Annotated in this window: 15 protein-coding genes; 7 read left to right on the top strand and 8 right to left on the bottom strand. The window is 58.3% G+C overall.

The genetic code is table 11. The annotated features are described in order from the left end of the window. Positions 1 to 99 precede the first annotated feature (99 nt). The 3 genes from IE091_RS11130 to IE091_RS11120 form a co-directional block, all read right to left on the bottom strand. Positions 100 to 267, bottom strand: coding sequence for a hypothetical protein (locus IE091_RS11130; protein ID WP_189463658.1), 168 nt, complete (start codon positions 265 to 267; stop codon positions 100 to 102). 168 nt (positions 268 to 435) lie between these two features. Then, positions 436 to 1,362, bottom strand: coding sequence for a LysR substrate-binding domain-containing protein (locus tag IE091_RS11125; RefSeq protein ID WP_189463657.1), 927 nt, complete (start codon positions 1,360 to 1,362; stop codon positions 436 to 438). Between the two features lie 13 nt (positions 1,363 to 1,375). Beyond that, complete coding sequence (locus IE091_RS11120) at positions 1,376 to 2,284, bottom strand: LysR family transcriptional regulator (RefSeq protein WP_186299156.1); 909 nt, start codon at positions 2,282 to 2,284, stop codon at positions 1,376 to 1,378. Positions 2,285 to 2,386: 102 nt separating this feature from the next. Between IE091_RS11120 and IE091_RS11115 the strand changes: the two genes are divergently transcribed. Both IE091_RS11115 and IE091_RS11110 read left to right on the top strand, forming a co-directional pair. Beyond that, positions 2,387 to 3,499 carry an NAD(P)/FAD-dependent oxidoreductase gene (locus IE091_RS11115; protein ID WP_189463656.1) on the top strand — a complete coding sequence of 371 codons (1,113 nt, stop codon included), beginning with the start codon at positions 2,387 to 2,389 and terminating at the stop codon, positions 3,497 to 3,499. A 65-nt stretch (positions 3,500 to 3,564) separates the two neighbouring features. Further along, positions 3,565 to 4,308, top strand: a complete 744-nt coding sequence (locus IE091_RS11110) for a transporter substrate-binding domain-containing protein (protein ID WP_144984002.1) — start codon at positions 3,565 to 3,567, stop codon at positions 4,306 to 4,308. A gap of 118 nt (positions 4,309 to 4,426) precedes the next feature. Here IE091_RS11110 and IE091_RS11105 read toward each other — a convergent pair whose 3' ends face one another. After that, a complete protein-coding gene (locus IE091_RS11105; protein WP_016915559.1) occupies positions 4,427 to 5,194 on the bottom strand; it encodes an exodeoxyribonuclease III in 768 nt (255 codons plus the stop codon). Between the two features lie 151 nt (positions 5,195 to 5,345). Here IE091_RS11105 and pyrE point away from each other — a divergent pair, with 151 nt between their 5' ends. Continuing rightward, the gene (pyrE, locus tag IE091_RS11100) at positions 5,346 to 6,011 is read left to right on the top strand and encodes an orotate phosphoribosyltransferase (RefSeq protein ID WP_016915560.1); all 666 of its coding nucleotides are present in this window, start codon (positions 5,346 to 5,348) and stop codon (positions 6,009 to 6,011) included. Here pyrE and IE091_RS11095 read toward each other — a convergent pair. Beyond that, on the bottom strand, positions 6,008 to 6,490 hold the full coding sequence (locus IE091_RS11095) for a tRNA (cytidine(34)-2'-O)-methyltransferase (protein WP_039178973.1): 483 nt from the start codon (positions 6,488 to 6,490) through the stop codon (positions 6,008 to 6,010). The two genes, pyrE and IE091_RS11095, sit on opposite strands and share 4 nt — an antisense overlap. 94 nt (positions 6,491 to 6,584) lie before the next feature. On the opposite strand from IE091_RS11095, the gene rep reads away from it, so the two are divergent. Continuing rightward, the gene (gene rep / locus IE091_RS11090; protein ID WP_144983994.1) at positions 6,585 to 8,654 is read left to right on the top strand and encodes a DNA helicase Rep; all 2,070 of its coding nucleotides are present in this window, start codon (positions 6,585 to 6,587) and stop codon (positions 8,652 to 8,654) included. Positions 8,655 to 8,754: 100 nt separating this feature from the next. Here rep and IE091_RS11085 read toward each other — a convergent pair whose 3' ends face one another. Both IE091_RS11085 and IE091_RS11080 read right to left on the bottom strand, forming a co-directional pair. Next, complete coding sequence (locus IE091_RS11085; RefSeq protein WP_039178981.1) at positions 8,755 to 9,567, bottom strand: c-type cytochrome; 813 nt, start codon at positions 9,565 to 9,567, stop codon at positions 8,755 to 8,757. 210 nt (positions 9,568 to 9,777) lie between these two features. Beyond that, positions 9,778 to 10,707 carry a GNAT family N-acetyltransferase gene (locus IE091_RS11080; protein ID WP_189463655.1) on the bottom strand — a complete coding sequence of 310 codons (930 nt, stop codon included), beginning with the start codon at positions 10,705 to 10,707 and terminating at the stop codon, positions 9,778 to 9,780. 56 nt (positions 10,708 to 10,763) lie between these two features. On the opposite strand from IE091_RS11080, the gene IE091_RS11075 reads away from it, so the two are divergent. From IE091_RS11075 to IE091_RS11065, 3 genes are all read left to right on the top strand, one after another. Beyond that, complete coding sequence (locus IE091_RS11075; RefSeq protein WP_016915565.1) at positions 10,764 to 11,435, top strand: response regulator transcription factor; 672 nt, start codon at positions 10,764 to 10,766, stop codon at positions 11,433 to 11,435. After that, positions 11,435 to 12,838 (top strand): ATP-binding protein, encoded by a 1,404-nt coding sequence (locus IE091_RS11070; protein WP_096921755.1) that lies wholly within the window; start codon positions 11,435 to 11,437, stop codon positions 12,836 to 12,838. Before IE091_RS11075 ends, IE091_RS11070 begins: the two co-directional genes overlap by 1 nt. 117 nt (positions 12,839 to 12,955) lie before the next feature. Further along, the gene (locus IE091_RS11065; RefSeq protein WP_144983985.1) at positions 12,956 to 13,573 is read left to right on the top strand and encodes a CBS domain-containing protein; all 618 of its coding nucleotides are present in this window, start codon (positions 12,956 to 12,958) and stop codon (positions 13,571 to 13,573) included. 96 nt (positions 13,574 to 13,669) lie between these two features. Here the strand turns inward: IE091_RS11065 and nhaD are convergent, their stop codons facing one another. After that, positions 13,670 to 15,136, bottom strand: a complete 1,467-nt coding sequence (gene nhaD / locus IE091_RS11060) for a sodium:proton antiporter NhaD (protein WP_096921754.1) — start codon at positions 15,134 to 15,136, stop codon at positions 13,670 to 13,672. Positions 15,137 to 15,210: the final 74 nt, after the last annotated feature.

Here is a 15,210-nt window from a genome sequence, read left to right as displayed (position 1 = left end):
TGATGGTCATATCGCCGCATAGGTGTGCCGAATGATGCTGTGCACTATGCCAGAAAAATCAGGTGGTTGTCGACAGGCTATCCGCAACCACCTGAATAGTTACTCCGCGTCATGCTCTTCGAGAAATGCTGGAATGATCTTATCGCGCATGGCTTGCTCGGTAGAGCCCCCGTAGGAACCAACATAAAGCGGTTCAGCGAGAGCGGTATTCATGCCGAGAAACAGCAGTCCCGCCATAGCAGTCGTTTGGCTAGTCATTTTTTTCATGCTTGCAGTGTCCTGTCATTGATGTCGATGTTTTGCTTGTTGTTATCAATGGCCGCCACCGCTTCTGGTATTGCTAGAAAACGGTCAGAAGGCGTGGGCAGTGCGACCTGCAATTGAAGCTAGCATCGCTTTGGTCATCAGGGCTAATGCCGTTTGTTAGCCATCCTATTAGCTAATGTTATGGGTCAATGGCGTAGGCGATGTATCGAGCTGATCGGCAAGGTGTCGTTTCAACTCCTCGAGAAACTCCAGTACCAATCGTGACGGGGGCCGGAAAGCGGGAAGCACTGCACTGTAATGAAAGGGAATTTCAGGAGTAAAGGGACGGGATACCAGGCCTTGCGAAAGGTAGCTATCCGCAGTGATAGGGTCGATCAACGACACTCCGGCTCCCGCCAGGACCAGTTCGCACGCCACACTCGACAATTGGGTCTCGATCCGCATTCGGCGCTTGATGCCCGCCTGCTGGAAGACCTGGTCGATAAGCGGCCTGACATCCTGGGTTTGTCCGAGAGAGACGAAAGGTTCTCCCTCGAGATCCTCGATGTTCACGACCGGCTGGCTGGCAAGGGAGTGGTCGGGCAGCATCACTAACCGCAACGCCCCACTGGCAATCGGACGAATGGTGACGGAGGGGTCGACCAGTTGCATGCCTATCAGGCCGGCATCGCACTGTTGTGTTGCCACCCACTCCAGCACCCGCTGGGAGCTATGCACCTGCAGGGAGATGGTGATGCCGGGATGTCGCTCGGAGAAAGCGTTGATCATCGTCGGCAGCGCATTCAACGCCAGGGCGGGCATACAGCTCAGCAGCAATCGACCGGTGCGAAATTCACGAATTTCGCGGGCCGTATCGGTAATTTTATCCAGGCCGACGAAGGCTCGCTCCACGTCTTCATAGAGAGCTAATGCTTCCGGCGTGGGAATCAGTCTCCCCTTGTGACGCTGGAAAAGTGCAAACCCCACATGGAATTCCAGATCCCCGACCAAACGACTGACGGCAGGCTGGGAAACGTGCAGTGTCTGAGCGGCACGCGTTACCGTCTTGTGAACCATCACCGCCCGAAAGGCTTCTATCTGGCGAAGATTAATCATCTTTCTAACGCTCCTATGGCAGTCGGGTGGCTTGCGAAAAGCGTTGGCGAAACACGCCGATAAACTCCTGTGCAAGCTGCGATACAGGCTGGTCACGTGGTGTCAACAAAGCAAAATCTTCTCCTAACAAGGGAGAAAAAGGCCGTAATACCACGTTCATGTCGCTGAGGGCTCTAGCACTGATAGGATCAAGGACCGCAATGCCCACTCCTCGGCCGACTAGCCGGACCGCTTGCAAGGCCAGCGAGACTTCCAAGCGCCGTCTGGGGCGTAACTGTCTTGCTTCCATCAACCGCTCCAGATCGAGACGTAAGGGATCCTGCGGCTCGAAGCAGATCAGGGTCTCATTGACAAGATCCTCCACTTCCACCGTGTTACGTTCCGCAAGAGGGTGGCCAGAGGGTAGCGCGCATACGCTGTCGAGATGAAATACGTCGCTGTCCATGCGGTCATCGATTGCAGAAACAATAGCAAAGCCAAAGTCACAGCGTTGGGTGAGTACGTCTTCTACTACCTGGTCTGAGCGGAAAGTGGCCAGCTCGATCCTGGCATCGGGATGGTCAGACGCGAAGTCGGCCAATACATCGGGGAGGAAGGTCATTCCTAGCAAAGGCATGGCACTGATGCGCAATCCTCCGACTTCACGTTCTCTGATCCGCCTTGCAGTGCTGCGCAAGTGCTCCATGCCGCTCCATACCTTCTGTACCTCGCGATGAAATAGGCGCGCCTCCGGTGTCGGCACCAGACGCCCCCGAACACGCTCGAATAGCGTGAACCCTACGTCATGTTCCAGTTGCTTGAGCAGGCGGGTGACACCCGGTTGTGCAATCAGCATACGCCTGGCGGCACCGGAAACTGTACCGATCTCCATGACATGCTTAAAAGCGAGGATCTGGCGGTCGCGCAAATGAAGAGAGGGCATAGTCATAACTTTTACGCATTAAGTGGACAATTATTGATATTGGATCGTATAGCACATCCCTACCTATAGTCGAGCTTACTTAAACTAGATTGAGCTAGCGGCATGAAATTTGACTTCTTAATTATTGGTGGTGGCGTAGTAGGCATGGCTGTTGCCTATGGCCTACTGCGCAGAGGTCAAAAAATTATCATGCTAGACGAAGGAGATGATGTTTTACGTGCATCACGAGGTAATGCCGGGCTAACGTGGGTACAAGGAAAAGGTATAGGCATGCCTCGCTATGCCGAGTTGAGTCTACAGTCGAGCGATGTATGGCCTTTTTTTGCTATTGAGCTTAGCGAGCGCAGTGGTGTACCGCTTGAATACTCTCGCCAGGGCGGTATTGATATTTTCTTTGACGTTCAGGAGGCCGAAGCACGTGTGGCTAGCTATCGTAAACTTCAGGCTTCATCACCCTGTCTCGCAAGCTATTTTCAATGGGAATACTTAGACAGGCCAGCCCTGATAACCCATCTCCCTGGCTTAGGTGAAAGCATTCACGGGGGCACTTGGTCTCCCCATGATGGCCATTGCAATCCGCTATTGCTTTTGCGTGCACTTTTAACAGCTAGCCTTAAGATGGGTCTTAGCTATCATCCAGGCTGCTCGGTTCAGCGCCTCGAATCAAATATCGTTGGCTTCACTGCCAATACTCTAGGCGGTAACTTTACAGCTGAGCGTATTATCGTAGCTGCAGGCCTTAGAGCGAAGCACCTCTCACCCATGTTGGGCCTGAGCGGGGAAGTGTTTCCCTTACGAGGGCAGATCCTCGTAACGGAAAAAATGCCTTTGATACCGCAACTTCCTACACCTCAGATAAGGCAAACCGGTAACGGTAGCTACTTGATCGGTGACACCCATGAACATGCAGGCTTAAACCGGGATGCGACTACCAATATCATGGCGAAATTAGCAGCTCGTGGGGTGCGTATTTACCCGCACTTGAAGAACGCCAACATAGTGCGTGCTTGGAGTGCATTACGAGTAATGACACCTGATGGATTTCCACTGTATGAATCATCCAGAGCCTGCCCAGGTGCCTATAACATCAATTGTCATAGCGGAATTAGTTTAGCTGCTTTCCACGCTGAGGAGCTGGCTCAAGCCTTGCTCCATGACCGACTGAGCCATGAATTTAGCGAATTTTCCAGTGCGCGCTTTAGCAAGATTAAATAACAAAAACGTTACACCGAGAGTACGACGCCTCACGCAACCATCGATAAAATCAAGAGGAATGCGAAATGCGACAAGTCACCTGCTGTTTAGTTTTCACGACAGTATTAATCAGCTGCCTTGCTCATGCTGATAGTAAACCACTACGTATTGGAGTCGATGTTCCCTATGCGCCTTATCAATATAAAGAGCCTGATGGCACCATCACAGGGTTTGAAGTTGAATTAGTCAATGCTGCTTGTGAACGCATGCAGCGTGAGTGCGAATGGGTAGAACAAGGTTGGGATGGAATTATTCCTGGGTTAATGGCGCGCAAATACGACCTGATAGCGTCAGCGATGAACATTACAGAAGAGCGTTCTAGGCAAGTTAGCTTCTCGGCTCCCTACTACCAAGTACCATCCGTTTGGGTTAAAAACGTAAATAACGAGTACGATATAGAAGGTGACTTGGCAGATGTAGCAATCGGTGTGCAGCAAGCCACTATTCAAGATGAATATGTTACTACCTACTATCCTGATGCGGATATTCATCGGTATGGTGATTCAGGCTCTGTAGTTACCGATATGCATGCGGAGCGCCTCGACCTTGTTTTCACTGCCTATTCTCTTGCTCAAGAAACGATGCTCCAGGACGAGCGTTTTATACAAACGGGAGATTTAATTACCGGCCCTGAGTCGATTTATGGCCCCGGTATTGGTGCTGCTTTCCGCCCACGAGATGAAGCGCTGATAGAAGCTTTTGATAAGGCGATGCAAGAAATTAAAGAAGATGGAACATTCGACAAAATTTATAACGATTATTTTGAATAATCAGTAACTAATGATTATTTAGATTCTTTCTTAGGCATAAAGCAACAAGCCGACTCTTGGGTCGGCTTGTTGCTTATTACCACTACTGGCAGACGGCGACGCGGGAAGTAGCTAACGCTTAGAGCGCTAAATCATACTCAACGATCAGCGGTGCGAACTCGGAGAAGGTCGCATCGTAATCAATCCACGCGTCGACCACATGGCGCCGGAAGTTGGGGCCGACCAGCTGGTAGTCGATCCGCCAGCCTTCCTGCCGGTCCCGGGGTACTTCCTGGTCCAGCTTGGGCCACCAGGTGTATTCGCCAGCATCGCGATTGATCTCGCGGAAGGTGTCGATGAAACCGGTTGGGCCAAGCACCTGGTCCATCCAGGCACGCTCTTCCGGGCGGAAGCCGGAGGTGAGCTGATTGTCCGACCAGTTGGCCAGGTCGACGGTCTTGTGGGCAATGTGCCAGGTACCGCAGATGATGTATTCGCGGCGCTTGCGCGACATCTTCGTCAGGTACTCCTGGTACTGCTCCATGAACGCCTGCTTGGCTTTCTGGTCACTTCCGTCGGGCATCAGGAAAGTGGCAATGCTGAAACGGTCATAGTCCGCCTGCAGAAAGCGCCCTTCGTGATCGCACTGAGGAAACCCCAGGCCGTACATGATGGCCTTGGGGATTTTGCGGCAATAGAGCGCCACACCGGCGAAACCATCCTCCTCGGCATCCAGGAAATAGCCTTCGTAGCCTTCCGGATAGAGAATATGGTCACCCAGTTCAAAACTTTTTGCCTTGATGTTCTGCACGCAGACCACGTCGGCATCCTGCTGAGCCAGCCAGTCCAGGAAGCCACGGTCGACGGCATCACGAATACCATTGACATTGATGCTGGCAATTTTCATAAATCGTCCCTTTTGCGTCGCTGCTGTATGATACCCGACGTTTAGACGTTTGGGTAAATAGACAAACCAATTCTTGCTATTTAGCCCCGTTTTATTGTTGCGTTTGACTTACATTCCTATCGACCACACCTACCGACAAGAGAACACCGCCGTGGCCACCACTCTACAACCCTACCAACGCGATTTCATTGCCTTCGCTATTGAGCAGGGCGTGCTCAAGTTTGGCGAGTTCACGCTGAAGTCGGGGCGAGTAAGCCCTTACTTTTTCAACGCAGGCCTGTTCCAGACGGGCCGAGCGCTGGCCAAGCTGGGGCGTTTCTATGCCCAGGCGATTGTCGATAGCGGCCTGCAGGCCGATGTGCTGTTCGGTCCTGCCTACAAGGGCATTCCCCTGGCGGCGGTCACCGCGGCGGCCCTGGCCGACCACCACGACCGTGACATGCCCTACGCCTTCAATCGCAAGGAAGCCAAGACCCATGGTGAAGGCGGTAACATCGTGGGGGCTGAGCTGGCGGGCGATATCTTGATCATCGATGACGTGATCACGGCGGGCACGGCCATCCGCGAAGTCATGACCCTGATCGAGCAGAGCGGCGCTCGGGCGGGCGGCGTGATCATTGCCCTGGACCGCCAGGAGCGTGGCCAGGGCGAGCAGAGCGCCATTCAGGAAGTGCAGTCCCAGTATGGCATGCCGGTGGTCAGCATCGTGTCGCTTGAGCAAGTGCTCACCTACCTGGAAGAGCAGTCAGGTAGCGACCTCAGCAGCCACGCCGAGGCCGTGCGTGCGTACCGCGACCGCTACGGTATCGCCGGTTAGGTTGCGTCGCCCATGGGCAATGCGCCAGCGTAGTCTTGTTGGCGCCACGCTTCGTAACTGACCACCGCCACGGCGTTGGAGAGGTTCAGGCTGCGGTTGTTGGGCTGCATGGGAATGCGCAGTTTTTGCTCTGCGGGCAGCATGGCGTGCACCTCGGGAGAGAGCCCGGCGGTTTCCGAGCCGAACAGCAGCACATCCCCCGGCTTGAAGGCGGCATCGCTGTGGGCGCGGGTGCCTTTGGTGGTAATCGCCCAAAGGGTACGCCCCTGCATGGCCGTGTAGAACGCCGCGAAATCAGCGTGACGGGTGACGTTGGCCAGGTCACGGTAATCGAGCCCCGCACGCCGCAGCTTTTTCTCTTCGAGATCGAAGCCCAGCGGTTCGATGAGATGCAGGCGGCAGCCGTTGTTCGCCACCAGGCGCATAATATTGCCCGTATTGGGAGCCATGCGTGGCTCGAAGAGCGCTACTTCAAACATCACTACCTGCCATGATTGGTCTATGGTGCCGTTGTCAGCGCGGCTGATTGTAATGGAAATCACTCGGAAACACTTGTAGAGGTCACCCTTCGCCATGATGCCCCAACCGCCAAAGACGATTCTTGAACGTATCAAAGGGCTCAATCCACGCCAGCAGGAAGCGGTGCGCTACATCGACGGCCCCTGCCTGGTGCTGGCGGGCGCGGGGTCGGGCAAGACCAGCGTGATCACCACCAAGATTGCCTACCTGGTGCAAGAGTGCGGCATGAGCGCCCGCCGGATCGCCGCGGTGACCTTTACCAACAAGGCCGCCCGAGAGATGAAAGAGCGGGTGGGCCAGATGCTGAAGGGCAAGGAGGGCCACGGGCTGACGGTTTCGACCTTCCACAACCTGGGGCTCAACATCATTCGCGGCGAGCTGAAGACCTTGGGCTACAAGCCGGGGTTTTCGCTGTTCGACCCGGAAGACGCCAAGGCGCTGCTGCGGGACTTGATGAACAAGGACGCTCAGGTGGACGCCGAGCAGATCAACGCCGTTCAGGCGAAGATTTCCCAGTGGAAGAACGACCTGGTACTGCCCGGGGATGCGCTTTCGTTTGCTGCCGATGACGACGAGCATTTCGCGGCACGGGTGTACGAAGCCTACGTTCGCCACCTGAAAGCCTATAACGCGGTGGATTTCGACGACCTGATTCTGCTGCCCGTGGTGCTCTTGCAGCGTGACCCGGAAGCACTGGCCCGCTGGCGGCGCAAAATTCACTACATGCTGGTGGATGAGTACCAGGACACCAACGTTTCCCAGTACCTGCTGGTGAAGCTGCTGATGGCCGAACGCGCCACCTTTACCGTGGTCGGCGACGACGACCAGTCGATTTACGCCTGGCGGGGCGCTCGGCCGGAAAACCTGGTCACCCTGGGGGAGGATTTCCCGCGATTGAAGGTCATCAAGCTGGAGCAGAACTACCGCTCTACCGGCACGATACTGCGCGCCGCCAACACGCTGATTGCCAACAACCCCCACGTCTACGACAAAACCCTGTGGTCGGAGATGGGCGACGGCGCGCCGATTCGCGTGGTGGTGAACCGCCATGAGGAGGCCGAAGCCGAGCGAGTGGCCAGCGAGATGCTCACTCGGCGCATCAAGGAAAAAGCCGAGTGGCGCGATTTCGCGGTGCTTTACCGAGGCAATTTTCAGGCGCGGCTGCTGGAGCTGAAGCTGCAGCACTACCAGATTCCGTACAAGCTCTCCGGCGGCACGTCGTTTTTCTCGCGTAACGAGATCAAGGACGCCATGGCGTACCTGCGGCTTTTGATCAACCCCGCCGATGACAACGCCTTTTTGCGCATCGTCAACGTGCCCCGGCGTGAAATTGGCCCCGGTACGCTGGAAAAGCTTGCCAACTACGCCACCGAGCGCTCCATTTCGCTGTTTTCCGCCTGCCACGAACTAGGCCTGGAACAAACGCTGCCCACCCGCGCCGTGGAGCGGCTGTCGCGCTTTACGCACTTCATCGATGGCGTGCGCAAGCGGATGGACCAAGGCGATGCCATTGCCGCGATACGCGACATGCTGCGGGATATGGATTACGAGGCGTGGCTGTACCAGAACGCCAGCGCCCCGACCATTGCCGAGCGCCGCATGGCCAACGTGTGGATCCTGATCGACCAGCTGGAAAAGTCGCTGAACCGCGACCCGGAAGAGAGTACCGCCAGCACCGAGACGGAAACCGACAGCGTCGAGGCCGCTATCTCGCGACTGGTGTTGCGCGACATCCTGGAGCAGCAGGCCGAAGAGGACGATTCGGATCGCGTGCAGCTGCTCACCATGCACGCTTCCAAGGGGCTGGAGTTTCCCCACGTTTACCTGATGGGCTGGGAAGAGGATCTGCTGCCCCACCGTAACGCCATCGAGATGGGCACCGTGGAGGAGGAGCGCCGCCTGGCCTACGTGGGCATTACCCGCGCCCGGCGGACGCTGACGCTGACCCTGGCGCGCCAGCGCAAGGCGTATGGCGAACTGATGGACTGCCAGCCTAGCCGCTTTCTGGACGAGCTGCCCGCCGACGACCTGGAGTGGGAGGGCCGCGCCGACAAGGAAGACCCCGACAAGAAGCAGGCTCGGGGCAAGGATGCCATTGCGGGGCTGCGTTCCTTGCTGGGCTGAGGGCGTTTGATAGGAAGGCGGCTTTTCAAGGCAAAAAAATATCCACAGGGGGTAGGAAAAACCCGCCTGTGGATAGTTTGGAGCATCCGCTAACGAAGGATTACTCGGCTTCGGCGACCATGTAGTCGACGATAGCCATGATCTCTTCATCGGAAGCGCTGCTGCCACCGCGCGGAGGCATCACGCCCAGGCCGTTGAACACGCTGGCGTAGAGCTCATCCATTCCTTTGTCGATTCGCGCTGCCCAGGCATCCGCATCGCCCAGCACCGGTGCACCGGCCACACCAGCGGCGTGACAAGCAACACAGCCTGCGCTGGAGTAAAGCGCGGCGCCATCCAGATCGCTACCGCCATTGGCGGCTTCTTCTGTGCTGGCCACGGCTTCGTCTTCGCTGGTGGCTTCTTCAGCCGCGGCGACGTCCTCGCTGGCACCTTCGTCTTCGGCAGCCGCTTCTTCACCGCCGCCCAGCTCAGGCACGTCCATCACCGGCTCGACCAAATAGGCCGTGGCGGCTTCCATTTCGGCATCCGACAGGTTGGGGTTGCCGCCGCGAGCAGGCATCGCGCCAATGCCGTTGATCGAGTGCTCGAGCAGCGTGGCAAAGCCCTGCTCGGTACGCTCGGCCCAGGCGCTTTCATCGCCACGTACCGGTGCACCGGCAGCGCCCGTCTCGTGACACGCCATGCAGATACGGTTGTAAATGCCCGCGCCGTCGATCTCGTCGCCACCACCGCTAGCCGCCGCCGGTGCCGATGCGGTACCACAGTCCTGGCCTTGGAGGCAGAGCTGGCCTACTGGTGCCAGGCGCTCAGCCATTGCGTCACGTGCGGCGTCGTCCAGAGCATAAGCACCCGATGTGCCTGCCATGACGCCGAGGGCCGCCAGCCCGCTCATGATCAGCTTAGATTTCACTCTCACCACCTCTTTGAGTTTTATATAAAACGTTGTGCTTAAGAATCGTGCTTGAAGATCGAGCTCAGGAACCGTGCTCAGGAACCGGACGCTTGAAGATGTAGCACTGAACCCCTGCGCACCAGCGCCACTACGCACTCTGCCGCCGAAACGCCAAGACATGCCTCTTGGAGTTAGTATACCGAGAACACAAAGGGTAGGAAAATGCTACTAAGCGCGGCAATTCAACTCGGTGGCGGGCAAGACACACCAGCCCAGCAGTTGATGCTCACCCGCAGGCAGCATCCCCGCCTGCCGATAGGCTCGCTGCGCGGGCAGGTTGTCACGGTCTACCGTCAGCGCCAGCTGGCTTGCGCCCGTCTGGGCCACCATGGCCTGCGCTTGCTGCACCAGTGCCTTGCCTTGCCCCTGGCCGCGCCAACCAGGCACCAGCCCCATCAACTGAACGCTCCAGTGCTCGCGGCCTGGGCTGGCATCCAGCAGCAGCAGGCCCGCATGGCGGCCCTGCTCCCCCTGCAGGTAATACCAGTGTTCGGAAGCGCTCGATGCCTGGTGATAAAAGCCTTCCAGCAGAGCCTGCGCAGGCAATACATCGCGCAAGGCAGGGCAATCCAGCGAGCCCTCCCCCACCTGCTCGACCAGTGCCTGCTGCTGAGCGGGAGTCAGCTCATCAAACGGCCGTAGCGGTGGCAGCCCCCGCACGTGAGAAACCGGCCGACAGTGCCAAGCCAGGTGATCGAGGGTGGCCAACCGCTGCATGCCCAGGTTCAGCAATGGTGCTTCCCAGCTCGCCATGGTCTTATCCAGGGCAACGTGACACAGCACCAGCCCTTGGGTCGCCACCCAGCGGTGCAGTTGACTTAGCAGGGGCTCGACAAATTGGTTATTCTGCTTGGGCAACCATAGCTGCGCGATGCGGTTTTCCTGGCACTCTACCCAGGCGGCAGCGCAGACTCGTCCTGCCTGGCAAGCCACCCACAGGCCCGACCAACCCTCGGGCCGTGTACTGGCCTTGACCAGCGCCTGCTGTAGCGCAGCCTGCTGGTCAGGATGGTGGACAGCAGCCAACTGCAGCAGCGCTTCGCGCCGTTGCTGCGCCGGGCAGACCATGATCGACGTTGCCGGGTGGGTCGAGAACATGCCAGATAGCCTTGTCGCCAGCAGGCGCAACACAACAAGAGGAGTGGCCCGTCAGTATGCGAATTTTATTGGTGGAAGATGACCCTAGCCTGGCATCGGGCATTCGCATGGCGCTAAAGCCCGAGCATTACACGGTCGATCATCTGACCGATGGTGACACGGCCCTGGTCGCACTGCAAAACGAACCGTTCGATGCCGTGATTCTGGACCTGGGCCTGCCCACCATGGACGGCATCGAACTGCTGCAAACCCTGCGCCGCCAGGGGCATCAGGTGCCCATTCTGGTGCTGACGGCCCGCGACGCCGTCGAGAGCCGCATTGCCGGGCTGGACGCGGGTGCCGACGACTACTTGACCAAACCCTTCGAAGTGGATGAGCTGAAAGCGCGCCTGCGGGCCTTGCTACGCCGCAGCCAGGGCCAGCCAAACGGCCTGCTCTCCTGCCGGGGGATCAGCTTGAACCCTCAAACCCTCACCGTGCACTACCAGCAGCAGACCATTCCCCTGTCGCGTCGCGAGCTGGCGCTGCTGCAGGAGTTCATGAGCCACCCGGGGCGCGTCTTCACCCGTGATACGTTGGCCCGGCTGGTGTACGGCTGGGAAGAGGACGTGGAAAGCAATGCCATCGAGGTCCATATCCATCACCTGCGGCGCAAGCTGTTTCCGGATGCCATCCGCACCGTGCGGGGCATTGGCTATGTGATGGAAAAAACGGGCAAGGAGAGCTGATGCGCTCCATTCGTCGCCGCACGCTGGGGCTCGTGCTGCTGGTATTCGGCGTGAGCATGTTCATCATCGGTTTCATCAGCTATCGCTTTGCGGCACAGGAAATCGAAGAGTTGCACGACCGCAGCCTGGCGCAAAACGCCCGTTTGCTGGAGGGCCTGCTGCAAGCTCCCTTGCCTGCCCAGGACCGCACGCTGCTGCTGAGAAGCCTGGAGAGCGCCTTGCTGCAGCCCGGCGCCACAGAACCACCGGATCTGAGCGATGGCTATACCCACCAGCTGGCGTTTCAGCTTTGGGAAGGCAACCAGCTGCTGCTGCGTTCCGATAACGCCCCGGCGACCCCGCTGGTGAGCCAGCCGGCCGGGTATTCGACCGCCACCCTGGGGGAGCAGACCTGGCGGGTCTACGTGCTTTCGATGGCAGATGCCAACAAGCGGGTCATCGTCAGCGAACGCCAGGATGTGCGCGCGGCGCTGACCCGAGAAGTAGCGCTGCGCACGCTACTACCCGACCTGATCGGCCTGCCTCTGCTTACCCTGCTGCTGTGGTGGTCGATTGGCTGGGGGCTGGCACCGCTGTCACGCATGGCGGAACAGATCCGCAGCCGCGACCCTAACAACCTCCAGCCGCTGTCGTTGCAGCGCCTTCCTCAGGAGCTGGATACCATTGCCGGGGCACTCAACCGTTTGCTGGCGCGTTTACAGCAGATGCGTATTCGCGAAAAGCGCTTCATCGCCGATGCGACCCATGAGCTGCGTACGCCGCTGGCGATTCTCGATCTGCATGCCCAAAACGCGCTGGCTGCCGATAACCGCGCGGATCGTGAAGAGTCGCTGCACCATTTGCGCAGCGGCGTGGCCCGCTCGACGCGGCTGGTGGCCCAACTATTGACCCTGGCAAGGCTGGACCCCGAAGAGGAGCCGCTGCCCGAGATCCGCCATGCCGACGTACGGCAAGAGACCCAGGAGACCCTGGCGAAACTCCTGCCGCTGGCCACGGAGCGCCGCCAGCAGCTGCACATGGAGGTCGAGGAGCAGCAGAGCTGGCTCATGGAAGAGGAGCCCGGGGCCATCGAGACCCTGGTACAGAACCTGGTGGGCAACGCCCTTCAGCACTCGCCCCCGGAAGGCGCTGTGACGGTGCACCTGAGCGCGTCCCGTCACCACATCACCCTGATGGTCGATGACCAGGGCAAGGGAATCCCACCCAGCGAGCGCAGCCGGGTCGTGGAGCGCTTTCAGCGTGCAGGGCCTGGAGCGGGCGCTGGCCTGGGCTTGTCGATCGTCGAACGCATCGTGAAACGCCATGGCGGCACCCTGTTACTGGAGGATGCACCCAGCGGAGGGCTGCGGGTACACGCCACGCTGGCGAGAGATTCACTGACTCAGCGCCATGCAAAAGAATGAGAAAAAATGTAACAGATTCTGGCTGTTAAGATTTCGATAAGAATTCCGTGCAACTGTGAAGGTACAGAGCAGGCAATCAGTCAATGACCTGCTGTTCACCCCACGGAGGTACCCCCGATGAATTCACTGCTGAAATCTCATAAAGCCCTTATCCAATTTGGCGCAACACCGCTGCTGACCACCCCGGCCGCCAAGACGTTGACACCCAATAGCCCGGCGCTGTCGGTTCTGACCGATTTCACCAAGGTGGTGCCACAGTCTGTCGCTGGCGATACGCCCATCGATGAAGCCCACCTGAAGATGCGCCATGGCGGTGTTCGCCTGCTGTTCGTGATGGACAAGCAGAATCACTGCGTCGGCGTGCTGTCGGCCAAGGAAGTGATTGGCTCACGACGCATCAATATTGCCATGCAGCAGCGTAATCTGGAACGTTCCGAAGTGACGGCTGCCATGATCATGACGCCCTGGGAAAAACTCAGCGCCATGCCGCTGGAGCAGCTGACAGCGCTCACCATCGAGGATCTGGTGCGTTCCATGGAAACGTTTGCCGAGCAACACCTGCTGATTACCGAGCAGACGGCCAACCACGAACTCAGCGTACGGGGAATCGTGTCGGCCACGGACATTCAAGCCGTCATGGGCAAGCAGACCAAGGGAAAAGCCGATGCCACGGTAGTACCCATGGCCCGCAGCTTCGCCGACATTTGCCAAGTGGTCACCGGTCACGATTTGTAAGTTTCAACCCGCTTACTGACCAAAACGCCCCTTATCTTCGATAAGGGGCGTTTTGTTTGCCTGCCCAGCGGCCAGCGCTGGGCAAACGGTGGGTTTTCAAAACATGCTGGCGTTGATCATCAGATGCGCCGCGATACTGGCCACATAGCCCAGCAGGATGGCAGGCACCCAGCGCAGATGAACGGCAAAGGTGTATATGCCCCGTGCCTGGCCCATCAGCGCCACCCCAGCGGCAGACCCCATGGAAAGCAGGCTACCGCCCACCCCCGCCGTCAGGGTAATCAGCAGCCAGTTGCCTTCGCTCATGTCTGGTGCCATGGAGAGCACGGCAAACATCACGGGAATGTTGTCCACCACGGCGGAAATCAGGCCCAGCACCACGTTGGCCCAGACCGGGTTCCAGCCGCCGTACAGGGTTTCAGACAGCAGGCTGAGATAGCCCATGAAGCCAAGGCCACCGACACACATGACGACCCCGTAGAAGAACAGCAGCGTGTCCCACTCGGAGCGCGCAATCCGGCTGAAGATATCGAACGGCACCACGCTGCCCAGTTGCTCCAGCTTTTGCCAATCGCCACGGCGAGAGTAGCGCTCGCGCTTGCGCTCCAGCGAGCGAGGCAGGCTGCGACGCAGGTAGTAACCAAAGAACTGCAGCAGGCCCAGGCCGAACATCATGCCCATGGCAGGGGGGAGATACAGGATCGAATGGCACAGTACCGAGATGGCCACGGTCACCAGGAACAGCAAGATGATGCGCTTCGCGCCGCGCTTCATCCAGACGTCCTCGGTCAAGGCAGCGGGCTGACGGTTGACGAGGAAGAAGTTCATGATCAACGCGGGCACCATGAAGTTGACGATGGCGGGCACCAGCAACGCAAAGAAGCCTTCGAACGGCACTTGCCCGGCTTGCCATACCATCAGCGTGGTAATGTCGCCAAACGGGCTGAAGGCGCCCCCTGCGTTGGAAGCAACCACCACGTTGACACAGCACAGGCTGATGAACTTGTTGTCTCCCTCAGCCACCTTCAAGACGACGGCACACATCAACATGGCCGTGGTCATGTTGTTGGCAATCGAGGAGATGGCAAACGCGAGACAGCCGGTGATCCAGAACAGGGTTCGGTAGCTGAACCCCTTGCGCACCAGCCAGGCACGCAGCGTATCGAAGACACGCCGCTCTTCCATGGCGTTGATATAGGTCATCGCCACCAGCAGGAACAGCAGCAGCTCGGCGTACTCCAGCAGCGTCTCCTTGAAGGCTTCTTCCGCTTCATGAGGCATGCCTGCCTGAACGTACACCCAAGCCACCATGGCCCAGATGAGTCCCGCCGCCACCAACACCGGCTTGGACTTGCGCATGTGGATAATTTCTTCACTCATGACCAACGCATAAGCAAGAATGAAGATGGTCACCGCCGCAATACCGGTCAGTGAGGAGGTCAGGTCTAGCGGGCCGGCAGCAGCAAAAGCAAAGGAGGGCAAGAGGGTCAAGCAGAGGGCGGTCAACAACCAAGCGGCTCGGCGGGAGGAGTGCCGTGCTGCGAGGGCGTTAGGTGGTTTCATGGCAAGTGGTCCTGGCAGGGTAAGAGAGTACCGCCACGATAATAAGCACACTAACTATGTGCTGCAACGCAGCG

Origin of the sequence: Vreelandella hamiltonii (assembly GCF_014651775.1) — a bacterium.
In the GTDB taxonomy this organism is placed as follows: Bacteria; Pseudomonadota; Gammaproteobacteria; order Pseudomonadales; family Halomonadaceae; genus Vreelandella; species Vreelandella hamiltonii.
Note: the sequence above shows the minus strand (reverse complement) of the source record. Positions and strands in the feature narration are given on the sequence as shown.